Origin of the sequence: Microcoleus sp. Pol7_A1 (genome assembly GCF_036701085.1) — a bacterium.
Taxonomy (GTDB): domain Bacteria; phylum Cyanobacteriota; class Cyanobacteriia; order Cyanobacteriales; family Microcoleaceae; genus Microcoleus; species Microcoleus asticus.
Window position 1 is genome coordinate 100,230 of record NZ_JAUBQD010000008.1, and the last position, 25,683, is coordinate 125,912.

General features: G+C 48.1%; 24 protein-coding genes and 1 tRNA gene. 9 read left to right on the top strand and 16 right to left on the bottom strand.

The genetic code is table 11. The features are described from left to right. Positions 1-159 precede the first annotated feature (159 nt). Positions 160-357 (bottom strand): hypothetical protein, encoded by a 198-nt coding sequence (locus tag QUA20_RS07515; protein WP_172185910.1) that lies wholly within the window; start codon positions 355-357, stop codon positions 160-162. Between the two features lie 386 nt (positions 358-743). On the opposite strand from QUA20_RS07515, the gene QUA20_RS07520 reads away from it, so the two are divergent. The 5 genes from QUA20_RS07520 to QUA20_RS07540 all read left to right on the top strand — a co-directional run bounded on the left by QUA20_RS07520 (position 744) and on the right by QUA20_RS07540 (position 8,270). Beyond that, positions 744-1,097, top strand: a complete 354-nt coding sequence (locus QUA20_RS07520; RefSeq protein WP_333187180.1) for an STAS domain-containing protein — start codon at positions 744-746, stop codon at positions 1,095-1,097. A 140-nt stretch (positions 1,098-1,237) separates the two neighbouring features. Then, positions 1,238-4,054: a TIGR03960 family B12-binding radical SAM protein gene (locus QUA20_RS07525; RefSeq protein WP_333187183.1), complete on the top strand. Its 2,817-nt coding sequence runs from the start codon at positions 1,238-1,240 to the stop codon at positions 4,052-4,054. Positions 4,055-4,725: 671 nt separating this feature from the next. Then, positions 4,726-4,854: a hypothetical protein gene (locus QUA20_RS07530; protein WP_281363593.1), complete on the top strand. Its 129-nt coding sequence runs from the start codon at positions 4,726-4,728 to the stop codon at positions 4,852-4,854. Positions 4,855-5,275: 421 nt separating this feature from the next. Continuing rightward, positions 5,276-7,585 carry an Rne/Rng family ribonuclease gene (locus QUA20_RS07535; protein WP_333187187.1) on the top strand — a complete coding sequence of 770 codons (2,310 nt, stop codon included), beginning with the start codon at positions 5,276-5,278 and terminating at the stop codon, positions 7,583-7,585. A gap of 1 nt (position 7,586) precedes the next feature. Next, complete coding sequence (locus QUA20_RS07540) at positions 7,587-8,270, top strand: ribonuclease HII (protein WP_333187277.1); 684 nt, start codon at positions 7,587-7,589, stop codon at positions 8,268-8,270. 135 nt (positions 8,271-8,405) lie between these two features. Here QUA20_RS07540 and QUA20_RS07545 read toward each other — a convergent pair whose 3' ends face one another. The 5 genes from QUA20_RS07545 to QUA20_RS07565 form a co-directional block, all read right to left on the bottom strand. Beyond that, on the bottom strand, positions 8,406-8,573 hold the full coding sequence (locus QUA20_RS07545; protein ID WP_333187189.1) for a hypothetical protein: 168 nt from the start codon (positions 8,571-8,573) through the stop codon (positions 8,406-8,408). Between the two features lie 584 nt (positions 8,574-9,157). Then, on the bottom strand, positions 9,158-9,403 hold the full coding sequence (locus tag QUA20_RS07550; RefSeq protein ID WP_333187190.1) for a hypothetical protein: 246 nt from the start codon (positions 9,401-9,403) through the stop codon (positions 9,158-9,160). A 672-nt stretch (positions 9,404-10,075) separates the two neighbouring features. Beyond that, a tRNA-Ser gene (locus tag QUA20_RS07555) sits at positions 10,076-10,162 on the bottom strand. 60 nt (positions 10,163-10,222) lie between these two features. Further along, positions 10,223-12,835, bottom strand: a complete 2,613-nt coding sequence (locus QUA20_RS07560) for a ComEC/Rec2 family competence protein (RefSeq protein ID WP_333187192.1) — start codon at positions 12,833-12,835, stop codon at positions 10,223-10,225. A gap of 331 nt (positions 12,836-13,166) precedes the next feature. Then, positions 13,167-13,646 (bottom strand): DUF4079 domain-containing protein, encoded by a 480-nt coding sequence (locus QUA20_RS07565; RefSeq protein ID WP_333187194.1) that lies wholly within the window; start codon positions 13,644-13,646, stop codon positions 13,167-13,169. A 237-nt stretch (positions 13,647-13,883) separates the two neighbouring features. On the opposite strand from QUA20_RS07565, the gene QUA20_RS07570 reads away from it, so the two are divergent. Continuing rightward, positions 13,884-14,945, top strand: coding sequence for an endonuclease/exonuclease/phosphatase family protein (locus tag QUA20_RS07570; RefSeq protein ID WP_333187197.1), 1,062 nt, complete (start codon positions 13,884-13,886; stop codon positions 14,943-14,945). An 833-nt stretch (positions 14,946-15,778) separates the two neighbouring features. Here the strand turns inward: QUA20_RS07570 and QUA20_RS07575 are convergent. The 4 genes from QUA20_RS07575 to QUA20_RS07590 form a co-directional block, all read right to left on the bottom strand. Continuing rightward, complete coding sequence (locus QUA20_RS07575) at positions 15,779-16,117, bottom strand: DUF1815 family protein (RefSeq protein WP_015176985.1); 339 nt, start codon at positions 16,115-16,117, stop codon at positions 15,779-15,781. A 315-nt stretch (positions 16,118-16,432) separates the two neighbouring features. Then, complete coding sequence (radC, locus tag QUA20_RS07580; RefSeq protein ID WP_333187199.1) at positions 16,433-17,164, bottom strand: RadC family protein; 732 nt, start codon at positions 17,162-17,164, stop codon at positions 16,433-16,435. A gap of 233 nt (positions 17,165-17,397) precedes the next feature. Continuing rightward, positions 17,398-18,021 carry an excalibur calcium-binding domain-containing protein gene (locus QUA20_RS07585; RefSeq protein ID WP_333187201.1) on the bottom strand — a complete coding sequence of 208 codons (624 nt, stop codon included), beginning with the start codon at positions 18,019-18,021 and terminating at the stop codon, positions 17,398-17,400. 448 nt (positions 18,022-18,469) lie between these two features. Further along, on the bottom strand, positions 18,470-18,712 hold the full coding sequence (locus tag QUA20_RS07590) for a hypothetical protein (RefSeq protein WP_333187204.1): 243 nt from the start codon (positions 18,710-18,712) through the stop codon (positions 18,470-18,472). A 240-nt stretch (positions 18,713-18,952) separates the two neighbouring features. Between QUA20_RS07590 and QUA20_RS07595 the strand changes: the two genes are divergently transcribed. Then, positions 18,953-19,969, top strand: a complete 1,017-nt coding sequence (locus QUA20_RS07595; protein WP_333187206.1) for a succinate dehydrogenase/fumarate reductase iron-sulfur subunit — start codon at positions 18,953-18,955, stop codon at positions 19,967-19,969. A 94-nt stretch (positions 19,970-20,063) separates the two neighbouring features. Then, positions 20,064-20,255, top strand: coding sequence for a chlorophyll a/b-binding protein (locus QUA20_RS07600; protein WP_172191677.1), 192 nt, complete (start codon positions 20,064-20,066; stop codon positions 20,253-20,255). 120 nt (positions 20,256-20,375) lie between these two features. On the opposite strand, the gene QUA20_RS07605 is transcribed toward QUA20_RS07600, so the two are convergent. Both QUA20_RS07605 and QUA20_RS07610 read right to left on the bottom strand, forming a co-directional pair. Then, entirely contained in the window at positions 20,376-20,522 is a 147-nt protein-coding gene (locus QUA20_RS07605; protein ID WP_333187212.1) for a hypothetical protein, read from the bottom strand. Positions 20,523-20,664: 142 nt separating this feature from the next. Further along, entirely contained in the window at positions 20,665-21,285 is a 621-nt protein-coding gene (locus tag QUA20_RS07610) for a pre-peptidase C-terminal domain-containing protein (RefSeq protein WP_333187214.1), read from the bottom strand. Between QUA20_RS07610 and QUA20_RS07615 the strand changes: the two genes are divergently transcribed. Beyond that, entirely contained in the window at positions 21,284-21,469 is a 186-nt protein-coding gene (locus tag QUA20_RS07615; protein ID WP_333187216.1) for a hypothetical protein, read from the top strand. The two genes, QUA20_RS07610 and QUA20_RS07615, sit on opposite strands and share 2 nt — an antisense overlap. On the opposite strand, the gene QUA20_RS07620 is transcribed toward QUA20_RS07615, so the two are convergent. The 4 genes from QUA20_RS07620 to psbX all read right to left on the bottom strand — a co-directional run bounded on the left by QUA20_RS07620 (position 21,455) and on the right by psbX (position 25,640). Beyond that, complete coding sequence (locus tag QUA20_RS07620) at positions 21,455-22,903, bottom strand: trypsin-like peptidase domain-containing protein (protein ID WP_333187218.1); 1,449 nt, start codon at positions 22,901-22,903, stop codon at positions 21,455-21,457. The two genes, QUA20_RS07615 and QUA20_RS07620, sit on opposite strands and share 15 nt — an antisense overlap. Before the next feature lie 111 nt (positions 22,904-23,014). After that, on the bottom strand, positions 23,015-24,139 hold the full coding sequence (locus QUA20_RS07625) for a redoxin domain-containing protein (RefSeq protein WP_333187221.1): 1,125 nt from the start codon (positions 24,137-24,139) through the stop codon (positions 23,015-23,017). A 282-nt stretch (positions 24,140-24,421) separates the two neighbouring features. Then, positions 24,422-25,240 carry a Ycf66 family protein gene (locus QUA20_RS07630; RefSeq protein ID WP_333187224.1) on the bottom strand — a complete coding sequence of 273 codons (819 nt, stop codon included), beginning with the start codon at positions 25,238-25,240 and terminating at the stop codon, positions 24,422-24,424. A gap of 280 nt (positions 25,241-25,520) precedes the next feature. Next, positions 25,521-25,640, bottom strand: a complete 120-nt coding sequence (gene psbX, locus QUA20_RS07635; RefSeq protein WP_172191671.1) for a photosystem II reaction center X protein — start codon at positions 25,638-25,640, stop codon at positions 25,521-25,523. Between the last annotated feature and the right edge of the window lie 43 nt (positions 25,641-25,683).

The window sequence follows — 25,683 nt, forward strand, 5'->3', positions numbered from 1 at the left end:
ACGATCGCCCTTAACAGTATCTCCTCAAATCTCAACTTCAGTAACTAGCTGCTTAAGTTGGAAAATATTCTGCTGGGGTCAAGGCTTCTGACACTCCTCTATTTCCCGGCGTGCAAGGATTTTTCCCCTCTTTGATATTCACTGGTCGTCCCGTTGCAACTATCCACAGGTAGATACCAATTGCACCCTGCCAGCATCCATTTCATCCATTAATAACTCTAAAGCCTCATAATCAATATCCGAGATGTACCCCAAACGGGTGAGCTCGTAGTTGATTTCGTTTTCAATGTCAGGTGTCAACTGCTTAATGTAGAGGGCTTTTTCTACAAGTTGACGAATAGCATGAGTTGCTTGCATAGTAGGTCGGAGAACTCCGTACAGTTTTATTTTCCTCTGAACAGTCCAGCGAGCAAGTGATCTAAATCAGAACTAACAAGTGATTCCAATTACATTGTTCAGTTTAACCTAACAGCTAGCGCAAGGTCGATCGCAATGTTTACACTTACCAATACTAAACCTACTGGCATAAATAAAAAATAGTATAGTAGCTTACTTTTCCTCCGCAAATCTTACGCAAAATTTCATAAAAAACAGTCAATAAATAAAGATTACGTAAAAATACTGAAAACAACTGGTCGGTTTCCCTTATAGTAAGTTAGGCTCAGAGTAATCAAGTAGGTTTAGGCTTACACCTGTCCAGCGCAGTAGTTGAAAATACGTAGCAACCATAGGTTTGACATATTATGCAGACACTTCTTGCCCATAAACCAATTACGGTGATTCGACCCCTAGACCACCTGAATGCAGCCACCTCCGGAGAATTCGGACGGGAACTCATCACAGCAATTGCAGCCCCCGGGGTTGTAGCGGTACTCGTAGATTTGGGCGCAGTAACATTTATTGACAGTGCCGGTTTGATGGCATTGGTTTCGGGCCTCAAGCAGGCGAAAAGAATGGGGCGCAGGTTTAGTATTTGCTCGGTATCCCCCGGGATTAGGATGATTCTGGAACTCAGTCAACTCGATCGAGTTTTTGAGATATTTGACAATGTGGATAGCTTTGAAGCCGAAAACTCCTGCGAAAACCAGCACTGGTAGAGGTTCCTCCTCGGCGAAAACAAGCAACAAAACCCAGTAAATTCGCTTAAATGCCCCAAAAGACAGAGGACTGTCGTTGGCGTGTTGGCAGATTTTAAGGTAGGCTGCTTAAGAGTCGCAGATATTTAGCGAGTCGAGCCGTGGCAGTAAAAGTCGAAGAATTACTTTCAGCAGAAATCAATCAGCCTGCTCGTTATCTGGGAAACGAATTGGGGGCTGCCCACAAGGATTGGGACGGGGCGTCTGTGCGCTGGGTGCTCACTTACCCAGAAGTGTATGAAGTTGGTGCTTCCAATCTGGGGCACATCATCCTTTACAACATTTTGAATGCCTTGCCGAGGCAGTTGTGCGATCGAGCTTATTTGCCCGCACCAGACTTGGCAGCAAAACTGCGATCGACCAAAACTCCCCTGTTTGCGGTAGAATCCAGGCGATCGCTCACAGAATTTGATATTCTGGGCTTCAGCCTCAGCTACGAACTGGGAGCAACAAACATTCTGGAAATGCTGGATTTAGCCGGCATTCCTCTAACTTGGCAAGAAAGAGCGACAAATGACCAAAACGGTCAAATGCCGCTGATTTTTGCTGGCGGGCAAACAGCAACTTCCAATCCCGAACCCTACGCTGACTTTTTTGACTTCATCGCTTTGGGAGATGGAGAAGAATTGCTGCCAGAAATTGGCTTGATTTTGGCAGAAGGCAAAACTAATAATTTGAGCCGAGAAGCATTGCTGCTGGATTTAGCGCAAATTCCAGGCGTCTACGTCCCGCAATTTTACGATATGGCGGCCGACGGTTCTGTTCATCCCAACCGCCCGCAAGTTCCAGAACGAATTCTGCGCCGCGTGGCGACTCCGATACCAGCTTATTCGATCGGCCTGGTTCCCTACGTCCAGACAGTACACGACAGACTGACAGTAGAAATCCGCCGGGGATGCACCCGCGGCTGTCGCTTCTGTCAGCCGGGAATGCTGACTCGCCCCGCGCGCGATGTCGAACCGCAGCAAGTCGTAGAGGCGATCGAACAGGGGATGCAAGCCACCGGGCACAGCGAGTTTTCCCTGCTTTCCCTCAGTTGTTCCGACTATCTGGCACTCCCAGCAGTCGGGATGGAAATCAAAAATCGCCTGAAAGATAAAAATATTTCTCTGTCTCTACCCAGCCAGCGGGTTGACAGATTTGACGATAATATTGCCGACATTCTCGGCGGCACGCGGCAAAGCGGTTTGACTTTTGCCCCGGAAGCTGGTACTCAGCGGATGCGCGACATAGTTAACAAAGGTTTGACAAACGAAGAATTGCTCCGGGGTGTCAAAACTGCGGTCGATCGCGGCTGGGATAAAATCAAGCTGTATTTTATGATCGGTTTGCCTGGGGAAACAGATTTTGATGTTCTGGGCATCGCCGAAACAGTCCGCTGGCTGCACCGCGAATGCAGGCTCGATGGCCGGCGGGGACTGAATTTTAACTTGACAATTTCTAATTTTACGCCTAAGCCTCACACTCCTTTTCAGTGGCACTCGGTTTCTACTGCTGAGTTTTCCCGCAAGCAAAAACTCCTGAAGGGAGAATTTCGGGGGATGCGGGGCGTCAAGGTGAATTACACTGATGTGCGGATTTCGGCAATGGAGGATTTTGTCGGACGGGGCGATCGGCGTTTGGCTGCTGTAGTCCGCCGCGCTTGGGAACTTGGCGCGGGTATGGATGCGTGGTGGGAAAGTTTGGATCAGGCTTACAAAGCTTGGACTCAGGCGATCGATGAGTCGGGCCTTACCTGGAAATACCGCCAAGTCGAAAGCGGCGAGTGGAATCTTTTTGAGAAGGAAGAGGAGAAGGAAGAAGGAAGAAGGAAGAAGGAAGAAGGAAGAAGGAAGAAGGAAGAAAGAAGAGAAATCAAGGAAGATTTTCCCAATTCTCCGGATCTCGCCCTCTCCCTCTCCCCCACTCTCCCCCTCTCCCCCTATCTCCCTCTCTCTCTCGATCGGGCCCTGCCTTGGGATCACTTAGATACGGGAATCGACAAAAACTGGCTGAAAATTGACTTGCAAAAGGCTTTAGAAGCAGCGACGGTTCCCGACTGTTCCTTTGAAGGGTGTTCGCGCTGCGGGGTTTGCGGCACCGATTTCGGACACAATGTGGTTGTGGATGCGCTGCCAATTCCAGAGTTTGCTGGGGAGTTCGTGCCGAATACGGAGCGGAAACAGCGTTTGCGGGTTTGGTTCGGGAAGGTGGGCGATATGGCTTTGGTTGGTCATTTGGATTTGCTCCGATTGCTCGATCGAGTAGTCCGCAGAGCTGATTTGCCCATTTCTTTTACCGGCGGGTTCCACCCGAACCCTCGGATTTCTCTGGCAAATGCTCTGCCTCTGGGCGTTACCAGCACTGGGGAAATTGCCGACTTTGAGCTAACTGAGCCGATCGATATTGAGAGTTTTCGGGAAAAGTTGGCCGCTAAGCTGCCGGAAAATATTCCGATTTACAAGGTTGAGTCGATCGATCTCAAGGCTCCTTCTGCCAGTCAGTTGTTGGAAGCAGCGGAGTACGTGATTACTGTCGCTGTAGCGGGTTCGTTGACAGAAAATGGTGAATCAGACCGTGAAAATTCTGCTCCTGTCTCCGTGGCTCCTGATGCCAACTGGGAAGCTTGGGTCAAGACGATCGCCGAAACCGAGGCTTTTTGGCGGGTGCACACTACTAAGTCGGGAAAGACGCAGGATGTCAATTTGCGCGATCGGCTGCACAAACTAGAACTTGTAGATCAGAAAGCAGAAAGCAGCACCTCTGCCTCTGGCTGTACATCCGAAAGTAGAGCCGTCTTGCGCTTTACCGGCAGTTGTCGCAGCGACGGCAACTTGCTAAAGCCAGAACATATTGTTTTCATGCTCGAACAAGTCAGCCAGCAGCAAATTCAGCTTCAGCAGGTTGAGCGTAGTCAGCTAATACTGGGTTATGGTTAAAATAGGGGAGCTGTGGTGGAATATTCACCTTCGGCTCTAGTCGATCGGGATGTTTCGTTTCACGCTATAATCGCTTGTTATGGAAGCCACGGCGGCTCGAGCGCTTTAGTCGCTCGCCGCCCTCGTCAACCAGCAACGCGGGCTGGGTGCAAATTGCTTCTGTTCAAGACTTCAAGCCTTTTTGTTGTACATTCACAGGCTAAATCTAGCGCCAAACCCGCAGGAGCGGGGTATGAACCAAATTTAGCGATTAATTTCGACCGATCGACTGGTTGTCGGCCGTCGGCTTACTCAAAAATCTAACGGTTCAAGCCGCAGAGCGGGTATTCAACAATAGATGTTTTTGCCCTGTCAAAAAACGGAGATAAGCCCCCGACTTAAGTCGTGGAGAACCAAAAATTTTAGATTTTAGACTAAAGTTCAATCTCCCAGATTCATCTGTGGAGTAAATCTAAAATCTAAAATCTAAAATCTAAAATCGACTGACCCGTCAAAAAACGGAGATAAGCCCCCGACTTAAGTCGTAGAGAACCAAAAATTTTAGATTTTAGACTAAAGTTTAATCTCCCAGATTCATCTGTGGAGTAAATCTAAAATCTAAAATCTGAAATCTAAAATCTAAAATCGATTGACGAGGTTTTAGGGTTGGCAGGGGCGGAGGTTGCAGTCGAATGCCAATCAGGGGTGTGTTGAGTGCGATCGCGCAAGAATTCAACAAAAGTCTAGGCGCTTTCACTCCTACCTACTTTCGCTCAAAACCAGCCCTCAACCACCACGCAAGCGGAGTTATCAGTTCGTAGTGTTAAGTTGTGTGTTAAGAAATTGGTACGGTGTCACTGAATTTATTCCCTGAGTTCAAAGGAAGAGTTCTAAGTGTTGAATTTTGAGTATTGATTTCGCAATTCTCAACTCAAAACTCAATATTACTAACTCGATAAAAGCCTCCTTATTTCTATCTCTCAGATTTATCTGCTGAGCATAACTCATAACTCTGTACGGGCGGGTTTAACTACTTTATCTGTAACAGTGAACCGTTAACAATGAACAGTTATCTGTAACAGTTAACAGTGAACGGTGAACGGTCAACAGTTAAATTTCCTTCCTCCCTGCACCAACTCACAGCTCATAACTCTTCAAGCTACTACTAATTACAGTCAAAGTCAGAGGCACTATGAGTGCGTAAGTGTCTCTAACTTGCTGCCAGTTTTGTGAGGAAATTGAATGACAAAGCAGATAGTTATAGCAGAGCAGCATCGCATTGCTGCCGTCTTTTCAGAAGATCAAATCCAAGAACTTGTGGTAGCCACAGGCAGCCACCAAGTCAGCGACATTTACTTGGGAATTGTCGAGAATGTACTCCCCGGGATAGATGCGGCATTTGTCAATATTGGCGACCCAGAACGTAACGGGTTCATGCACGTAACAGACCTCGGCCCGCTGCGCCTTAAACGCTCGGCAGGAGCTATTACAGAACTCCTGACCCCCCAGCAGAAAGTGGTGGTACAGGTGATGAAAGAACCGACGGGCAGCAAAGGCCCCCGGCTGACAGGTAACATTACCCTGCCGGGCCGCTATTTGGTACTGATGCCCTACGGCAGGGGAGTCAATCTTTCACGGCGGATCAAGTCGGAAGCCGAGCGCAACCGCCTTAGAGCCCTGGCTATTTTGGTGAAACCGGCCGGGATGGGGCTGCTGGTGCGCACCGAAGCTGAAGGGATGACTGAAGAAGCGATCATGGAAGATTTGGAAGTCCTCCAAAAACAGTGGGAAGCCGTTCAACTCGAAGGCGGTACCTCGCGGGCACCGGCACTGCTCAACCGCGATGACGATTTTATCCAGCGGGTGCTGCGGGATATGTTCAGCGGTGACGTGAATCGGATTGTGGTGGACTCGCAAAATGGAATTAAGCGGGTGAAGCAGCAGTTGATGAGCTGGAACGGCGGTAAACTGCCTGCGGGAGTTTTGATCGACCACCACCGAGAGCGCGCCTCGATTTTAGAATTTTTCCGCGTTAACGCTGCGATTCGAGAAGCCCTCAGACCGAGGGTTGATTTGCCTTCGGGGGGTTATGTGATTATCGAGCCGACTGAGGCGCTGACGGTGATCGATGTCAACTCTGGCTCGTTTACTCGATCGGCCACGGCTCGGGAAACGGTACTCTGGACAAATTGCGAAGCAGCAACGGAAATTGCCAGACAACTGCGGTTGCGCAATATTGCCGGGGTGATTATTGTTGACTTTATTGACATGGAATCCCGCCGCGATCAGTTGCAGGTGCTGGAACATTTCAATAAAGCTCTCAAAGCTGACAAAGCTCGGCCGCAAATCGCTCAACTGTCGGAATTGGGACTGGTAGAACTGACCCGCAAGCGCCAAGGTCAAAATATTTATGAGTTGTTCGGCCACACTTGCCCTACTTGCAGCGGGTTGGGTCATCTGGTGCAACTGCCCGGGGAAGAAGACTTCGCCGCAGCGGTGCGGGAATCGAGCGATCGCACTGTTGCTACGTCGAACCGCGTTTTGTTGAATTTGCCCGAAGGATTGGAACGCCGCAGCTTGACGCCTGTGGCTGCTGCAACTCCTGCACCAGTGCGGGAAGAACGCCCCCCAGAACCTGCTCGGGCTGCTTGGGAACCTCAGAGCGAAAGTTTGGATTTTGAGACCGGCAGCAACGCCTCGCCTTTGGACTTGCTCAACCATCCCAGCTATCAGGATTTGGGGAACGGAACGAGACGCCGCCGCCGCCGCCGGATTGGTGAAGAGCCTTTTGCCCTCCCGGTGGAGGAGGAACCGGTGCGCAGCAAGTTGCGGCTGCCGAATACTTCGAGCGCGCCCGTTGCGGAGACGCGCTCTGAGTATCTGGCACCCCCCGGTATCCGGGCAGCTTCGGAGGGCTTCGGGTTGGTGAATATGGCGACTGTTGGCAGGCGCGAGGATTTCGATCGCGTGCGTCCGGCTAAGTCTGAGTTGATGAAGCCGATGGTGGAGCCTCCGGAGGTGATTTCGGTGGAAATGACGGCGGAGGAGCAAGATGTTTATGCGCTGATGGGAGTTTCTCCTTTGGTGCTTACGGATCGCAGCGTCAAAAATCCTAAGAATGCGATCGTTTCGGTGACTCTCCCGGGAGCGGCCCCGAACAAGCCGCCTTTCGAGCAGCTCGAATTTGAATTTGAACCGGCGGCGCCTGCTGAGAATGCACAGGAACGCGATTATTATCCAGAAATGTCGGTAGCTGAGCCTGTATTTTCTGAGGATGATGAGGCTGAAATTTACGGCGAGAGTTCGATCGACGAAACTGATGATTTTGCTCATATCGAGGAAACCAGCGATGTGATGGACGAATCCTATGAGCCGTTTGAACTCAATGAGTCGAATGAATCGATCGAGCCGCATGAATTGATCGAGCCGCATGAATCGATCGAGCCGCATGAATCGATCGAACCCAGCGAACCCAGCGAACCCAGCGAACCCGAGGAGCCTGCTATCAACCGGCGGCGCAGGCGTCGCTCGTCAGCCGTTTTGGATGAGTGATATGAAGTCCGAGGGAAGAAGGAAGAAATCCGAGGTTCGAGGGAACAAGGAAGAAGTAGAAATTTTTACTCTATTCCCATCTTTCCATCTTCCCCTTTCCCCCTCTCCCTCTAACACTCTGGTAATTGCAGGTGTGGATGAAGTCGGACGAGGGGCTTTGTTCGGGCCGGTGGTGGCTGCCGCCTGCATTTTGCCCGACGAAGTTCTCGATGAATTAGCAAGTTGCGGGGTGCGCGACAGCAAGCAGTTAAGTGCCGCAGCCCGGAGTCGGTTAGCCGTAAAAATCCGGGCTGTGGCGGTTGACTGCCAAATTGGTGCGGCTTCGGTGCGGGAGATCGATCGTTTGAATATTTTGCAGGCTTCTTTGTTGGCGATGAAACGCGCAATTCTGAAGCTGAATGTTACTCCTGATTTGTGTTTGGTTGACGGGAATCAAAGGATTCCCAATTTGTCGATCGAGCAAGAGACGATGGTAAAGGGCGATTCGCGATCGATTCAGATTGCTGCTGCTAGTATTGTGGCGAAAGTTTGGCGCGATGAATTAATCCTGCGGATGGCTGTTAAGTACCCTGAATATGACTTGACAAATAACAAAGGATATGGCACTGCTAAACATAAATTAGCTTTGCAACGTTGCGGTGTATCTGTCTTTCACCGGGTGTCCTTTAGTCCTTGCCGAAAATAGTTAGTTGTATCTTACATCTAGCACCATTTTCAATAAAACTTTCACGGACGGGCTCTGGGGCTCACCGCACAAGAAACTTGATGTGTTGTGGAACAGATCGGAAAGCCTGTTCTTGACAATGGTGCTAGATATCATTTACAACCAAAACCAATTTTGGGTGTATGGCCCAGAGTATCCAAATTTACTTCGCACAGCCTGCCAGTTGGTCATAAGTTGAGAATTGTTTTTAACAACAGCAGGAGCATCTATCCCGACAATATAAACTTCGCTCGTTTCTAATACCAAATTAATATGAAGCTGCATAGAATAAAGCTTCAAAAATGAAATTGTAAGAAGATAGCGAACTGCCACAGTTTAGGGGTGATTTGTTGTAGAACTTGCTGCCAGTCGTTCGCGTAATTCCATAAGTGTCAGAAACACTTTTCCTTTGAATTTTTGTTTGATAAATTGCGAATGCAATGTTTCTGGCAATCCGGCGAGAGCCTAGCAGACTCAAGTGGGGCGATTTTCACTCTTTTACTGTTGACTACCAACAATTGGGACAATCCTCCTTGACGATACTTTTGCAGCCACGCCCGTTACCGTTGAAGCATCGCGTCCGAAAGGTTCGGCAAGGGTCTTATGCGATCGTGATTTCTCCAGTTTTAGCTCAGCATAACATTTGCAATCATTCTTTCTCGCTAGCAGTGAGACTGGTTTTTATTTGTTGGTCCAAACTCTCTCCACTTTCTGCGATCGCCATAATCAGTTGGCGTGCCATAACTAATCACCTTTAAACAGTATTTTTATTCTAGTATGCAACTTCATATAAAATTGGTAGAGTGTGAATTCTTGGGAGCGAAATATCCAATCTATTAGCCCATAAAAGTGTTAATTTTGGCTCGCTTTCAAGCGGTTTCAAAATCCCTTTTGCTGATGTGATGATGATATTTGTCGCAGTGAACTTGTAGTGAGTGAACCATCGATCGAGCTAGGATCGCCGGGTCAATTCCTAGAACTGACCCGCGAAAAGCAGAGGCATCACACAAATGGTAAGGCGTTAGGTCAACGCCTTGGTTGCGGATGCCGGAAGTAATTTTCTCGCCAAGTTCTTGATTGTTCTTGCCATCAGTTTTGATGTTTGGCAACTTCACGTTTTACAACTTCCACTCCGATCGGCAGATAGGTCGCAACGGCAAAATAAGGCGATCGGCAGTTTTGCTATCAGGTAGCACTAGCAGCCAGCCCGGTTAAGATTCAAGTTCAGAGCAGTCGAGTTTAAAGATTTGATGCGAGCGCAGACCACAGGCAGCCAACATCCCGAAGACCGATTCCCAACCAAGATTGGCGATCGCATTGCGCATCGTTTCAATTTCTTAATCCAATGGCAAATCCCTGGGCATTTTAGATCTGCACCCAGCGACTAATTCAGTAAATTTAACTTCGAGGCGCGCAAATTTGGCAAGTGCTCCATTGGTTGTTGCTTGCCGTTGACCCACGGTGTCCAATCAAATATTCCACGCAATAGCTGAGCTTCAATTTTCATAGAGCCTTAGCTTTAGCAAATCTCAGCCCCTCTGAATGCGCTGCATATCCATTGCTAATCTCATACCGTTTCGGTTTATCACCATGACCGGGCTGAGGTGGGAAAGTGGCTCGCAAGTAAAACCTCTTCCCCTTGGATCAGATCTGGACTCGATCTAGGGAATCATTAATCTTCCGCAAATCTTCCGCAAAAGCTCCCATAAAATATACCAAGTTATCTTATTTTGCTGGTTGTATCTTAAGCAGGGAGATGCCAGAAATATTGATTTTTAAAGGAAAAACGGAGAGGGTGGGATTTGAACCCACGTTAGAGTCACCCCTAAAGTAGATTTCGAGTCTACCGCATTCAACCGCTCTGCCACCTCTCCAATTGATTTGAGATGTGAGCTAAAAGTATTTTACCGCACAGTGCGCCACATTGTAAATCTTTACAGAAAAGAAGTTTGATTTTCTTCAGATTCTAGGGTGGTCTTAAATCCGGCTGCTGGCGTCCACTGGAGGGCTCCGTCGCGCCCTGTCCAGAATATTTGGGTTTTGTTTTGGCGCAGTTGGGCGACGGTTTCTGGGTCGATTTCGTTAGCAGATGCGATCGCCACTTGTGGCCCAACCGCGCTTAATAACTCAGCCGTCAGGGTTTTTCCCGACCACCACAGCACTTGAGCGGGCTTCAAGGTTCCCGTTGCTGCCAATTTTTTTTGCGCTTCCGGTGTCATTTCACCGACGAGCAACCAAGTTCGATTTCCCACCAGGAATTCTACCACCGGAATCTCCGCATTCACGAACTGCAATCGCGTCGAACCCAGATCGACTGTACTGTTAGTTTCTAAAGGAAAGTAAACACCTTGGCGAGATTGCACAGCCGTCATAAATTCCTGATTGTTGCCACGGTGAATTTGTTTCGGAGCAGTATTATCATAAAATGTTTTAATTGGCAAGCGTTCTAGTAATTTTCCCCAACCGCCGCTCAAACCTAAATGACCGTGAGTGGCGATCGCAAAATTCACAGAATTAACTCCTTGCTTCTGCAAAAAAGGCAACACTGTAAACCTTACGGTATTTTCATCACCGCTATTAATTAGCGCCACTTTTCCCCTATCTTGAATTACTAAAACAGGCTCGCCAGATGTCGCCAGCAAAGTAACTTGAAATAAAGATGCTTGAACGTGCCAAGCTGGCAAAACTATGATGCTAATTCCCGCCACAACCGCCAGCGGTAAAATCCAAGCCGCAGAAAAAACAGGCAGCGCGATAACTCTGTTTTTCCCCTTCTTCCCTCTTCCCTCTTCCCTCTTCCCTCTTCCTTCTTCCTTCTTCCTTCTTCCTTCTTCCTTCTTCCTTCTTCCCTCTTCCTTCTTCCTTCTTCCTTCTTCCTTCTTCCTTCTTCCCCCGATCCAAACCCAGCAAATTAAACTGTAAAGCGCGATTAGCTGAAACACCGATACTTGACCGACAGCTACCGAATTACCAGGCAATTGCGAGAAATATTGAGCGATCGCAATTAACCCTTTTGCCGGATAGTCCAGCAGTTGCGCTAAAACACTGCCAGCCGGCGGAAAAATCAATCCAGCTAAAGCGCTAACCATCCCCCCAATACTCAAAATCCACAGCAAAGGAGCCGCAATAATATTGACTAAAATACTGTAAGGTGATACCACGCTAAAAACGTAAAGTAGCAGCGGTAGCACCCAAATTGAAGCCGCGATCGGAACCACAATAATCGAAGCGATCGCGGGCGGCATCCAATCTAACTTTGCCATCAGCGGCGGCGTCGTCACTATTAACCCCAAAGTTGCCAAAAAACTCAGTTGAAAACCTAAATCCCAAATCCACAAAGGGTTAACTAGCAGTAAAATAGTAGCAGCGATTAACAGCAATCCCAGCGGCTTAACTTGGCGGCTCAGCACCAAAGCAAATAGTGTTCCAAATCCCATCAAAGCGGCGCGGCATACTGAAGGTTCAAAGCCAGTTAATCCCACGAGCAAAAATAAAGCACCGACGCCAAAACAAAATTGCAATTGTTTGGAAAAACGCCTGGTTAAAGCTAGAACTAAAGCCAAAACCATCGAAACTTGAGTGCCGGAAGCTGCGATCGCGTGGGCCAATCCAGCCTGCACAAAATAGTCGCGGATGTTGTAAGGTAAATCTACGGCTTGTTTGCCGAGGGCGATCGCACCGATCAAGGGCCCTTCGGGAACATTTAACTGCGATAGTTGCGATCGCACGATCCGCTGCCGCATCGCTTGAATTTTCGATGGCCGCATTCCGCTTGGCTCCCAGAAAGCATCCGCTTGACCGTTAACTCGATTTACATCCGCGATCGCATTTTCTCTCGTCCAGTCAATTTGACGCCCTTTGAGCCCTGCAAAAGCTCCTTCTCTGGCTAAATATGCTTGAAAATTAAAAGCCCCCGGATTCGACGGCGGCTGCGGTTTGTACAAAGAGCCCACAACTGCGATCGTATTGTCGGCGTACAAACCCGTTGCTTGCAGCAGGGGCACTGTAACGTAGAGTTGACCGGATACTGGGCGGTTTACGACTGCTCCTCCCTCGCCGCCGTTGATTTCGCTAACTAAATCTGTTTCTAGCCAAAATTGCGATCGACCCGATCTAGTCAATCGGGGCGTACTGACAACTCTACCGCGAACTGTCACTGCCACTTCTTGAGTGTTCCCGCCAGCCGGAATCACTTTGCTGATGTCATCTATTGCCGGTTGGGGCGATCGAACTGCAAAATAAACGCTAGCTAGAAATGCCACCAAACCCGCAACTGCCCACACCCATTTCGCTCTCGGCAGCATCTCCAACAAACTCAATTCTTCCCTCGCCTCTAAGGGTTCTTCAAGAGCATTTTCTTTTTGTCTGCTGCGTCTTTTCTTGGTGACTTTGACAGCATTTTTAGTAAATTTTCGCAACAATTTTGGCAGGGCGATCGCCACCGCTATTCCCAAAGCAAGTATCCCGTATCTACCCCAAGGAACCGCTGTAGAAATCAATCCCAAAATGTAGGCAAGACAGAAAATGACACCCGTTGCTTGATTCATTAATTAGCAAGTAATTAGCAATTTTTACTGTCACAAATAAAGTTAGTTTAAGGACTTACGCAGAACCTCTATAAGTAGGGTTCCATGCACACCGCACCTTACAGCTATCTGTAGGGCTATGTACACCGCACCTTAGGGCTATATGTAGCGTGTCAAACCACTTTTTGCGTAAGTTTTGTGTTTGATTTCCCAAGCGGAACAACTTAAGCTTAAAACCCAGACAAATTTCGCTTTGATAGTTGGTCTATATCCCCCTAACAGATCTTTTTAATGGGTTAGGGGGGATCGAGGAGCTAATCTGAACGATAAAAGACAAAAGACCGGTACTGCGTTAAATAGACAACCCCAATTTTAAACCGAAAGCCGCGTGTAGCACCATAAGTGCAAGAGCCGTCGTGCCTAAATAAGCGTGAACCGCGCGCAGTGCTGGCTTATCGCCCCCAAAACCCGTTAGCGAAATCAAGCTACCAACAGCCAGTAAAACCAACACTGCCGAACCCGTCCAAAAATGCGGGCTTTCCATGACAGGCTGGTGCTGCATCACCAGCGACAGCAAGCCGCCTGTATAGCCCAAAGCTAGAAACAGAAACATCCACGGTGCCAGCTTGCGGTGATCCGATCGACTTTTTAGTGCGACATCTTTATCGGTTGCCAAACGTCCTTGCCATCCCGTATACCCGACAAAACTGCCCATCGCCACTACCACGATCCCCATCATTACAGGGTGGCCCCAATGGGTAATTGGTTCGGGAATTCCCAGACTGCGAAATTGACTGGCGATGGGTTCTAGTAGTTCGCTGAGATCGATCATTTGCTTGAGATTCCTAACTTTGCGATCGCTAATTTTGGTTTAACCAACAACTTACTATAAATAGCAATATACCAATCGTGATTTTCAATCACTGTTTCCAGCCAGAAGTCTGTATAAAATAAAAGAACCGGACACAGGAGAAGTGTATTGCCTAGCCTCAGCAGAGGATCTGCCATTTTAGTTAATTTGAGCTGAGCAGTATCCAGTTTTTTGTCCCCACACCAGTAAGAGGATGCTATGGCAGACGGCGCTATGATTAAGCCTTACCGATTTTTGCAGCGAATTGCTCAACTGTTCGCCTACGCCTACTCCGCACTGATTGTCGGCTATCTGATTCTGAGACTGATCTTTTGGGACAGGCTGTGGCCGGTTGCCTTGATGGGGGATTTTGTTCCTTGGATTTTCTTGCCAATCTTCCTGCTGCCAATTCTAGGGTTTTTTCTCATAAAGAAACGCTGGTTCGCGATTGTTTCATCTGTGGCTAGCCTCTGCCTGCTGGGTTGGCTACACGTCACTTACTTTTCTCCCCAGCCGGCGAACATCAGTGACTCCCAACCAACGCTCAAGGTTTTTTCTCTCAACCTCGGCTGGCATCGCGAATCCCGACAAGCTTTGGTTAACCTGATTCAGGAAGAAAAACCAGACCTCATTTGTTTGCAAGAAATTAACGAGGATTACGCCACAGAAGTATTCTCTAAGTTGGCCGCATTCTACCCGCACCACCTGGGGCGCGGATACCATGTGATTCTCAGCAGATATCCCATTCGCTCTTTCCAAAAGTTACGGCTAGCCGGTGGGAACGAACCACAGCAACGAGCTATTATCGAGATGAACCAGCAAGATGTAGTTCTTTATAACATTTCAACAACTCCACCGTGGTTTCGCCAGCATAAAATTTTGCCTTTCCTCAAGATCCCAGTTTACGAGTACGGCGACCGACCGGCACAAATTCAAGATTTAGTGCGGCGACTCCAGAAAGAAACGCTGCCGACTATTGCCACCGGGGACTTTAATCTGACTGACCAGTCTCAAGACTACTATTATTTGAAAGCGGTTATGCAAGATGCTTTCCGAACAGCAGGAGTGGGTTTTGGCTTTACTTTTCCTAACGGATGGGATCTGAAGTTACTGGTTAAACAGTTAAACTGGAAATTAACTTTTCCCCTGGTGAGGCTTGACTATGTTTGGTATTCTCAGCACTGGGGGGCGAAATCAGCCAAGGTTTTACCGGCAATCGGTTCAGAGCATCGACCGGTGTCGGCCCAACTGCGGATGCAACCGGAAATTGGACGAGTATAGAGGGTTGGCAACACTTTGGTGGGGCGATCGCAAGGGGATTGGTGTCAATTTAAGCTCCGGGCGAAGATGGTGATGATCTTGGCGAATCCGTGAAGGGTGACGCCTCACATTTGCTCCCGTCGCACCCCTCTTAGAGCGTGTCCGGATAATTGCCCGCCATTAATTTTTCTATCCTTCTTCCACTTTCTTCTTCCTTTTTGGCGTACTTGGCGTCTTGGCGGTTCATTATTAAACACCCCAAAGAAACAAAGTATTGATTCGCCAACAGTCTCATGGAATTCGCGACTATACAAACAGGGAATTTTAGACAAATGAAGATGTTTTCAACCAAGCACAGACTAATGGCTCGAATTAAGCCTTACCGACTTTGCAGTTGACTGCTGAATCGCCCGTATGCCATAGCCCTTGGTCTGCGCTTCACCCAATCTTCACAGCCTCATCCTCACTCGGGATGTTAAATCCTACCTGCTTGCTCAAAGTTAATTTCAATTCCTTGACTTTTGAATGGCAAAGTGAGAAATTAACATCGCAGCCGACGAGCAGTCGCACTTCTACATTTTGCTAATCGCTCTCAAGGGAGAATCAACTGCTGAAAAAAACTAGAGGTTCCAAGTTTGAGACTTTTTGCATAAAGTATGCCGTCTGCCCGATGAGAGTTCGATCGACTGAGCGCTAAACAGTCTCAAGGCACCCTGAAAGCACCCTTGTCTGTTGAGCAGCCATCGCTGTGCACCTAAATGAACCCTATCAACTAACTCGCTGGGGATTCGGTTTTAGCAGACAAGCACCCACTTTCTTGCGTCGCCTTCCTCGGAACCGTGCAATCGCTACACTCACTGCGCCGTCGCTAAAGTAGCTTCCGAAGGTTGGATTTGATACTTTACGAGATTTGCCAGTTCTTGTAACTGATTAATCGCTTCTGCACCTTCTAGTTTCATGAGTTCGCGGTCGTCCCGCATCTCAGTCCAAGTGATACCGTAATCTGACACTAAAAATCGAATCAGATGGTTGTCCGTCAAACTGACCATAAATGAGGCACTGTTCATCTGACCCCCGCAAGTGTAGCAGGATGCCAGATAACCCCTATGCTCTAGCACGATCGCTAAAGCTTGCAGGTTCATTACCAAATCTTGAACGAATTTACGGTGTTGTTCTGCAAGTCTCAGAAACACGTTCTCCTCCTATCACCACACCGTGTATTTTACATCCCATTTAAGAATTTCTTAATAACTGGGTATTTAGGTGCTGGTTCAGTATACGTTTAGTATGCTAAAAAAAAATCGGATTAGCGACCTCTTCAGCCTACCTATAATAGATTAACCGAGTTGCGATCGAAACTAAGTATCAGCAGCGACATTCAGCCAAAACACGCTCTCGCCCGGGACTCCAGCCTCAAAATTTGCCTCCTGTAACAGGTGATTCAGCCGTCGGCAGCCCAAAGATACAAATAACTAATGACAGCAATCAAATTAGTTAAGTATAAGAGTTCAATCCCCCTGGGGATACTCGTCCCAAAGCGTCGTCGTCTGTCGCAAGCTCCGAAAATCCCCATTCCCCAAAATCAAGTGATCCAGTAGCGGAATCGACAAAAACTGCGCTCCCGCCAGCAACTGCCGCGTCAAAGCAATATCCTCCGGGCTCGGCTCCACAATTCCCGAGGGGTGATTGTGCGAGATAATCGCCCGCGTCGCCCCTTGGCGGATCACCTCCCGAAAAATATCCCGTGGGTGAGCCAAAGTTTCCGTAGCCGTGCCGATCGTAATTACCTGAGTACCCAGCAGCCGATTTTTCACATCCAGCAGCACCACAGCAAAACGTTCCTGAGACTGCCACATCAAATCGTGACTCAGAGCATCCGCCGCCGCTTGCGGAGAGTCAACCACAGCCATTTCCGGCGGCCGCGACTGAAACACCCGCTTTCCCAACTCCACTGCAGCCAAAATCGAAGTCGCCTTAGCAGGGCCAATCCCGTGAATCTGCGTCAACTCCTGAACGCCAATACTGCGCAGCACAGCCAGAGGATCGCGAGAATGCAAACTCAACTGATTTAAAATATACTGTCCGAGCCCGACGGCGGAAAGTTTGCCTTGTCCCTGACCAGTACCCAGCAGAATCGCAATTAATTCCGCAGTAGCCAAACTTTTCGGGCCACCCGCCATCAGCCGCTCCCGCGGCCGTTCACTCGTTGGCAAATCGACAATTCTCAAGCTGTAAGTCATAGACGCACCAGCACCGCAAGCTCAACAATCAAATCATGTTAGCCGATCGATTTCCATCTTCCAATCAGTACAAGCACCGAAAAAAGCCTTCATCATTAACCGAGGATTTTGGCAGATTCAGTTCGCGATCGCACGCTACCCAAAAAAACCCGGTTTCTCGTGTCGCGAGCGAGCGTATATGACCAAATTACATGAAGAAACCGGGTTTTTGCGATCGCGAACTGAGATCGAATCTAACGCAGCGTTTCGCAAGCGATCGAGTCTTTATCTCGATCGAGCTTAAACGGATCGCCCGGATATGCCTCTAACACTTGTTGCGCTTCGGCTTGAGTCGCAAAGTCAGAACAATTGCAATCCGAGTTAACGCAACTGGGAAAATCGGCACTTTTAACATTCGGTTTAGAAGACTCGTAAATAACTTTCTTGGTATCTTCCTTTGGCTGCTGTGGTGCATCAAGAGCAATTTCTGCGGTTCGTTCAACAGATTTGACTGAAGATGGCAATTTGCGATCGGGATCTGGTTTGGCAAGTGCAGGTACCTCCGCAGAAATTGCAGGTTTCGGTGTTTGTAATAGCGTTTTCGCAGTCTCCGGCTTGGGTGTCGGCACTGCCGAAAGCAGTGACGGCTTAGCGGTTTGAGATGATTTTAGCGGAGCGGTTGCCTCCGGCGTCACCGAAACTTGGCTTAGCGGTTTGGGTGCGGTTACACCAACAAGTACAAACGAAGCCGCCATCAACCCGCCGTACATCGCGGCCGATCGCTTGCGGGTTGGTGCGGCCACCCATTTCGGATTAACAATACCCAGAAAAAAGGCAGGGATCGACAATAGAAAGCTTAAAACGAAAAAATTAGACATAGCGATCTTTACCAGTAAAAAATAGAAGTAGTCCAGGACGCAGAAACCGGGTTTGTTTTACCAAAATACGAGGGTAATCACGAAGGATATTTGTTTAAAAAACCCGATTTCTTTAATCCCTGTGCCTAAGTCCTGAGAAGTGAACTTCCTTCTTTATCCGTAGACCCAATCCCAAATCCCTATGATTTACAAAGTAAATAGAACGCTGGATATCCTACGCGGGTGAAACCCGGTTTATGAGTGTATTTCTTCTTACTAAACCCAAGATTTTTTCCTACAGTTCGCGATCGCACTCCGACGCCGAGAAACCGGAGTTTTTAATTACAGTAAATGAGTAGAACCAAGTATTTTTATTAAAAAAACTAGGTTTCTCGCCCCAACCGGGCGTAAGTCCTGGTAAAATTATTTGTAATGCTGCCATAAAAGTGATATGCATACCCAGCTACGTTCAACGCAAAGGTGCGCTGACTCTAAATTCTGGCGATTCAGTTGAGGCCAGCAGCCCCGAGGAAACTGGTTGCGGTGGCTTAGGTGCTGTAATCCCAAGCACAAGGAACGAAACTGCCATCAACCCGCCGTACAAGGCAGTCGATCGCTTGCGAGTTCCCAGTCCCACCCATTGAGGATTTAGCAGACCCAGACAAAAAGCCGGCGTTGAAAACATGAAAGTTAAGACAAACAAGCTGGACATCAGGCACCTCCGACTCGCGAACTGCAGCGCTCAATTACTTGTCTCTCCTATTAACATCTCAAAAAATCCGCTTAAAAAAGTTACAATTTAGGATTTACCACTTTGGACTTATTGCCTTTTATCAAACAATAATAAAACTGGTTAAATCTCTTACTTTAGGTAGTTGTAAAAAACAACAATAGGTTTTTAGAAAACCAGAAAATTCAGTTTAAAATAGACACTAAATTCCTCCCTCAAAATATGAAAGTCCGCTTTAACGTAGTCCGCCAAAATCAAAACGAGGCTCCCCGGGTTCACACATACACCCTAGACGTGGAAGAGAGCAATACCATCCTCGACTGCCTCAACAGCATCAAGTGGGAACAGGACGGCACATTAGCTTTTCGCAAAAATTGCCGCAATACAATTTGCGGCAGTTGTTCTATGCGAATTAACGGGCGATCGGCATTAGCTTGCAAAGAAAATGTGGCCAGCGAACTCGCAAGACTGCAAAAAATAGCTTATTCAAGTTCAGCAGAAAAGCCTGCCGATTTCATCCCAGAAATCACCGTCGCCCCAATGGGAAATATGCCGGTCATTAAAGATTTGGTTGTTGACATGACCAGTTTTTGGGACAACCTGGAAGCAGTGGAACCCTATGTCAGCACCGCCTCGCGAGCAATTCCCGAACGGGAATTTCTGCAAACTCCAGAAGAGCGATCGAAACTCGACCAAACCGGCAACTGCATCCTCTGCGGCGCGTGCTATTCTGAGTGCAACGCCCGCGAAGTCAACCCGGAATTTGTCGGCCCCCACGCCCTCGCCAAAGCTTACCGCACGATCGCCGACTCCCGCGACAGCGAAACCGAAAATCGGCTCGAAAAATATAACGAAGGCACCGCAGGCGTCTGGGGATGCACCCGCTGTTACTACTGCAACTCGGTTTGTCCGATGGAAGTCGCGCCGATGGATCAAATTGGTAAGATTAAACAAGAGATTCTCGATCGCAAAGACGACCAAGCCAGTCGATCGATCCGCCACCGCAAAGTTTTAATCGATCTCGTCAAAGAAGGCGGCTGGATAGACGAGCGCAAATTTGGCATCGAAGTAGTAGGAAACTACTTCCGCGACGTTAAAGGTTTGCTGAGTCTGGGCCCGTTGGGTTTGAGAATGATCGCTCGGGGCAAGTTCCCGCTGTTTTTTGAGCCTTCAGAAGGTACTGAAACGGTGCGAAATCTGATCGAATCGGTTCAAAGTTTAGAAAAGTCAGCAGATTAGCGATCGGCTGTCATTTTCCTGGTAAATTACAAGTTGTGCGATCGCAAAGCTTCCCAAAAATCATCACTCACAACACGAAACTTAAAACTTTTAAATGACTGCTAAAACTCCTCCATCCCCAAAACCGACAACCCCAAATACCCCAAAACAACCAGAACCAGCCTTTGGCTGGAATGCCTACGCCGAACAAATCAACGGACGATTTGCGATGGTGGGATTCGTGGGACTTTTGCTGCTAGAATTCTTCACCCGCCAGGATTTTTTCACCTGGCTGGGTCTGCGTTAAATTGAGCGGTATATGAGGCACTAAAAATGCTCTAAAACCGGGTTTTTTACCGATTATAGGTCTGCCATAAAGTATTTTGGTAAAAAACTCGATTTCAGGGTACCGATGCGTAAATTATATTCATTTAGCAACCGCCAACACGGTTAGGACGTTCTTAATTCCTGAAACTAATGCGGTCGATTCCTTCTTCCTTCTCTCCTCAATAACTAAAACCTTCTTCCTTCTTACTTTTTCTATAAAAAAGCAGGTAAAAAAATAGATAATCATCCATTTTTTACCTGCATTCCTGCTTATAAAAAGCGGAAATCAAGTTAAGTTACTGCAAATTTAACCTGTACTTTTAAGCTTGGTTTCCAGTCGCCTATCGAGAAATTATTCACATAGATAATGGATAGGGATTTCGTTCAAACTAATTTCCAGTTGTTTCGCGGACGGTCAAACTGTACTTGCCTCTACCTTTTGGAGGCGGCTCGTAAGCATTGACAATGACGCGGTAGCGACCGCTCGCAGACAAGGTAACACTAAGCTCAGAATTGGAATTTTGCTGCGTCACATCATCATTTTCTGCAAGTAGCTCGCCCTGGGAGTTGAAAATAGCGAGATAAGTATCAAACTCGGTACTTTCAACGGTAACAACCACTTTCTGACCCTGAGTGCCTTCAAAGGTATACTCATCGTACAAACTGCTGTCCGAGGGCAGTACAGATGACTTAGCAGGGGTGAGTTCTCCGTTTTGCTCTAAAATGACCTTAGATGAACCCGGATCGGGACTTGGCAAAGGTTGTACAGTTGGACTCTGAGTTGGCGAACTCTGTGGTGATGGCGACGGGTTGGGGCTTGCTTGAGCTAAAACAGCCTTACCAGCAGGGTTCGCATCAGGTGAATTTTGAGGAAATTCTGCTGAAATGAGGGTAGAACTGCTGTTAGCAACTCCACCTGAATTTGAAACTGGCGAAGAGAGAGTCGGCTTGCCAGAAAAAGTAGCTACCAGAGCAATTGGCGCGATCGCCCAAAATCTAACTTGACGCATGAATTACCTCGATTTGCAAAGAAGAAAGGAGGAAGAAGGAAAAAGGAAGGAAGCAACAAGGAAGGAAGAAGAAGAAGGAAGAAGGAAGAAAAATAATTCCCCATTACCAATTCCCCATTACCAATTCCCCATTACCAATTCCCCATTACCAATTCCCCATTACCCATTTTCAACGGACAGTTAGAGTGTAACGACCCCGGCCCGAAGCATCATAAGCATTGACAATTACGCGATAGCGACCCGTAGCGGGCAAAGTAACGCTCAGAAACGCATTTTTAGTCGAATCGCTTGCGTCGTCATTTTCTGCCACTAATCGGCCGTTAGGGCCAAAGATAGCCACATAGGGATCGAAATCTGTACTTTCGAGGGAAATGGCTACAGACTGACCCGATCGACCTTCAAAAGTATACTCGCGATACAGACTGTTGTCAGACGGCAATACCGGACCGCCTGCGACTAAAGCAGCTTCTTCTTGCAAAATTGCCCGAGAAGTGCCGGTAGAAGCACTCGCTTTCAGTTCTAACGTATAAGCACCCGACTGCCTAGCTTCGTAGGAATTGGCTACTAACGTGTAAGTCCCGTCTGCAGGCAGCCTAACTGTTATTCTGGCGTCTTTACTGCCTGCTCCGTCATCGTCTTGAGCGATTTCGCGCTGGTTGGGTCCGAGCAATATTAAATAAGGGTCAATCTCTTGACTTTTCATTTCTATTGTGATTTGCTGACCCGCTTTTCCTTCAAACGAGTAGAGGTCAAAAAAGCTGTTGTCGGTGGGCAGAACGCTAGACTGGTTGGTGAGTTTGCCACTGACGGCGGGCCCGTTTAAGGCGAGTTTTTCAGGTGATTTGTTGCCAAAGGGCGATCGGGTTTGAGCCACGCGGGGAGCTCGCCCTTCTCGTACCGCTGTCAGGAAAGCCGATACTTTGTCTGCTGAAATTGCAAAACCGATACCGATACTGCCACCGCCTCGACCGCGAGTAAAAATAGAAGTATTGACGCCGATTAATTCTCCTGAACTGTTGAGCAGCGGCCCTCCTGAATTGCCGGGATTGATGGCGGCGTCGGTTTGAATTAAGCCCCGCTCGAGGTCGATGCGGCTGACAATTCCGACTGTAAAAGTACCTTGAAATTGACCGAATGGATTGCCGATCGCAAATGCTTGTTGCCCGACTTTCACCGAACCGGGACGGGCTAAAGGAATGGTGGGCAAATTGTTTTGACCGCGAATCTTAACCACGGCTAAGTCTAGACCTTCTTCGCCGAATCCGACGACATCGGCCACAAGCTTTCTGCCGTCTGACAGAATTATATTCACGGTACCGCCGGCCGAAACAACGTGGGCGTTCGTTAACACCATGCCGTCAGGGCTGATAATTGTACCGCTACCGTTAGATTTACCGGTATCGACGCTAACAACCGCAGGGCTGGCTTTTTCGTAGACGCGAATATTGGTTTGTTCATCGACATTTTGGGCGATCGCACCCTGGGAATGCACCGAGTTAAATTCCGTTAAATCTGTTGATTGCCGTACAGGGGATGTCGTAACAACCGCACTGGCGCTGGCTGTTACCCCAACCGTTAAAATTCCCGATACTGCTAAAATTAGAAGTGTGAAATTCATGGCGATCGATTTTAGTATTTAGCGATCGGTAGCTAGGAATTAAGTTTTGTTGCTAACTGCTAACTACCCTCTGTAATTATTTTAGGACTTGCACAACGGTAGTGACCTTCCTCACGCCGGTTCTCCAATTCGGGAATCTGAATCAGCAGCAAGATACTTGAAATTAGCTTTCCGCACCTCAGCCTCCTCATCACCGTAAAAAAATGACAGCAAAGCAAAACGCTGACCGCTAATCACGGAAGTCGCTTCATGCAGCAAAGAACACGAAAAAATAATCGCCGTGCCAGAATCGCCTTTATAACCGTGCGGCGCGTACTCTGGAAACCGTAAAAATCCCCCCGTGTACTCTCCCACATTCAAGTTTAGCGTCATCGCAAACTTGCGGTGCAGCGTAGCTTTGCTAGTGTTGTCGCGGTGCGGCAGAAAATAACCGCCACTCTGGGCATCGTAACAACCTATCAAATACCGTTCAAACCTGGTAATTGTAAACTGAAAAGCTTTCTCTATTTCCGGCCGCACCCGGCGCAAAATAATCGCATTCAATTCTCGCCGGAAATCCTCGTCTTTAATAAAGAAATCTCGGCGCTTTTTGAAAGTGTCGTCGTGCAGACCAACGGTTTTCCCCTCTATTTGCCTCATAAAGCCCGATGGACTGCCACCATTAGCTTTGTACATATCGATCAAAGTACGGCAAAACTTTTTGTCCAAAACGTTAGGAATTACTAACACCGGGGCGTGGCGAGTGGCGGCTCGGGCTTCCTCAATTGGAGGCAAAGTTTTGAAAAAATCTAATACTTGCTGGGCGTGTTGGTGCGGTTCGCCCATCGGCAATATATTAATTATCTGAAGGTTTTCGTTGAGAACAAAAGTTTGGGGCGCATAGTGAACTCCGCCAACTCCATTTTGTTCAACATCTTGGGAAACACCGTACTGCTGGCTAACTTTTTTGTCTAAGTCCCAGAAAAAGAGGAAGGACGGAGCAATTGTTGTCGGTCTGTTTTGTTCTTTGTCTGCTGGGTCAACGCTCACTCCGAACCGCGCTACTTGCAAGCTTTGGAATTCTTCTGAAAGCTCTTGAAAGCTTTTGAGGATAACTTGAATTTGTTCAAAAGCTGCGCTGCCAAAGAAAAACAGCACGACTCGCCGGCCGCCAACTGTCGAGAAATTAAATAAGGGGTTATTTGTAGAAGGAATGGAAAACCAGGGAGCCGGATCTCCTATTTCGAGTAAAGGCATCTTGCTGATTTTAGATTGAGGATTTTATATTTAGATTATTATGCTGTCGATTAGTTCCACTGGTTCGGTATGTTAAAAGGTTTTTTTAGAAAAAAATTAGCTTTTATCTGTGTATATCTGCGTTTGTCTGCGGTTTCACACTCCCAATTTACAGTTTTTTTAATAAGTCTAATATCTGATAATAAGTAGATGGGTATCAATAAACGCAACTTAGAGTTCTGCGGTGTCCCAAGCCGGAGCTGGGGGATAAATGTTTAGTTTCACCCACCTACTTATGTTTGCCTATTTGTCGAAATTGGGGGAATTATCCGGTTGGTCTTCCGGGTATTCTACAGGTCGATACTCCACGTAGTCTGACGGCGGTGCTTCCACGTCGCGGTTGCTGGGGCGAGACCTGGATGCTTCCGCAGGACGGGGTTTTTTGGTTCTCGGCGGCGTATCGGAACTGCGGTTTTCCGAAGCAGGGGGGCGACTGCTGCGGCTGCGGGTCGGTCTTTCTTCGGGGTTGTCTGAAACGTCCCAGTTGTCAGACTCTTGGGCAGGCGAGGCTTCTGCTTCTGGACGAGAGGGACGTTTGCGCGATGCTCGTCGATCGGACGACTCGGGCTTGGAGGTGTTAACGCTGCCGTTGCGATTCGAGGGACGGCGGCGGGGTTCGTCGTCGTAGGCTTCCCGGGAGGAACGGTAGTCTTGGCTGCCTCTGATCCGGGGACGCTGCGGATAGTCTTCCTCTGGTTCTAGCTGCTCGATGTCGGAATCGTAGCTTTCGTAACCGTAGGCGTTGCTGACAGGTCGCTCTTCATCTACATATTGAGCGCGACTTTTGGCTTGGGCGGTGGTTGCTCCCCGTAGCTTAATGCTTTCTGCTGCAAAAAATATGGCCGAACCGGTGAGCAGAAATTGACCGAAGGCCAGAATTGGGTCAAGCCGCCATCCTTGAAATAACAGAATACCGCCGCACAGCAGGCCGACTGCTGCAAAAAAAATATCGTGGTCTCGGGCTAGTTTGGGACGCCACGATCGCAGAAAGTACAGTCCTGCCCCTGCTACTGCTAGGATGATCCCTAACAGGCTGCTCCAGTTCAATCCTAAATTGACCATTAGCCTATCTCCTATGTCTTTCCTATGTTAGCGAGTTAGATTTTACATCTATCATTAAGTCTGTTATCCCGACTGTGCTTTCTGGGGCAGCGTCCGGTCAGGGTTTCAGCTTAGGAACTGAGTATAATAATGAGTTTAACGGGAAAAAACCTCAGCTTGGCAGTCAACCGAAGGTTTTGCCTTCACAGTTGCTGGTAGCCGAGGTTTCTCAGATCTCGAAAAGGCCCGACGTGCAGGCGAAAATTGACTTTTACGCCTGACTGGAAGCCCCCCAGACTTTTTAGGTGCGCTTGATTTTGTCTTTTTGGCTGATGAAGATCAGGGCGACCGTTGCTGGAATCACTACTACCGCCACGCCGACCAGCAGGCTGTACAAAAAGTTCGCGAGAGAAGGAGTCATAGATTCAAAGCCTTTGTTACAACAATTTGATTTTTATTAATTT

Bases quoted from the DNA above. Each gene is read 5' to 3' on its own strand.
- QUA20_RS07515 (WP_172185910.1), bottom strand. From the start codon at position 357: ATGCAAGCAACTCATGCTATTCGTCAACTTGTAGAAAAAGCCCTCTAC.
- QUA20_RS07520 (WP_333187180.1), top strand. From the start codon at position 744: ATGCAGACACTTCTTGCCCATAAACCAATTACGGTGATTCGACCCCTA.
- QUA20_RS07530 (WP_281363593.1), top strand. From the start codon at position 4,726: ATGCCAATCAGGGGTGTGTTGAGTGCGATCGCGCAAGAATTCAACAAA.
- QUA20_RS07535 (WP_333187187.1), top strand. From the start codon at position 5,276: ATGACAAAGCAGATAGTTATAGCAGAGCAGCATCGCATTGCTGCCGTC.
- QUA20_RS07540 (WP_333187277.1), top strand. From the start codon at position 7,587: ATGAAGTCCGAGGGAAGAAGGAAGAAATCCGAGGTTCGAGGGAACAAG.
- QUA20_RS07545 (WP_333187189.1), bottom strand. From the start codon at position 8,573: ATGCAGCTTCATATTAATTTGGTATTAGAAACGAGCGAAGTTTATATT.
- QUA20_RS07560 (WP_333187192.1), bottom strand. From the start codon at position 12,835: ATGAATCAAGCAACGGGTGTCATTTTCTGTCTTGCCTACATTTTGGGA.
- QUA20_RS07565 (WP_333187194.1), bottom strand. From the start codon at position 13,646: ATGATCGATCTCAGCGAACTACTAGAACCCATCGCCAGTCAATTTCGC.
- QUA20_RS07570 (WP_333187197.1), top strand. From the start codon at position 13,884: ATGGCAGACGGCGCTATGATTAAGCCTTACCGATTTTTGCAGCGAATT.
- radC (WP_333187199.1), bottom strand. From the start codon at position 17,164: ATGACTTACAGCTTGAGAATTGTCGATTTGCCAACGAGTGAACGGCCG.
- QUA20_RS07585 (WP_333187201.1), bottom strand. From the start codon at position 18,021: ATGTCTAATTTTTTCGTTTTAAGCTTTCTATTGTCGATCCCTGCCTTT.
- QUA20_RS07590 (WP_333187204.1), bottom strand. From the start codon at position 18,712: ATGTCCAGCTTGTTTGTCTTAACTTTCATGTTTTCAACGCCGGCTTTT.
- QUA20_RS07595 (WP_333187206.1), top strand. From the start codon at position 18,953: ATGAAAGTCCGCTTTAACGTAGTCCGCCAAAATCAAAACGAGGCTCCC.
- QUA20_RS07600 (WP_172191677.1), top strand. From the start codon at position 20,064: ATGACTGCTAAAACTCCTCCATCCCCAAAACCGACAACCCCAAATACC.
- QUA20_RS07605 (WP_333187212.1), bottom strand. From the start codon at position 20,522: ATGATTATCTATTTTTTTACCTGCTTTTTTATAGAAAAAGTAAGAAGG.
- QUA20_RS07615 (WP_333187216.1), top strand. From the start codon at position 21,284: ATGAATTACCTCGATTTGCAAAGAAGAAAGGAGGAAGAAGGAAAAAGG.
- QUA20_RS07610 (WP_333187214.1), bottom strand. From the start codon at position 21,285: ATGCGTCAAGTTAGATTTTGGGCGATCGCGCCAATTGCTCTGGTAGCT.
- QUA20_RS07620 (WP_333187218.1), bottom strand. From the start codon at position 22,903: ATGAATTTCACACTTCTAATTTTAGCAGTATCGGGAATTTTAACGGTT.
- QUA20_RS07625 (WP_333187221.1), bottom strand. From the start codon at position 24,139: ATGCCTTTACTCGAAATAGGAGATCCGGCTCCCTGGTTTTCCATTCCT.
- QUA20_RS07630 (WP_333187224.1), bottom strand. From the start codon at position 25,240: ATGGTCAATTTAGGATTGAACTGGAGCAGCCTGTTAGGGATCATCCTA.
- psbX (WP_172191671.1), bottom strand. From the start codon at position 25,640: ATGACTCCTTCTCTCGCGAACTTTTTGTACAGCCTGCTGGTCGGCGTG.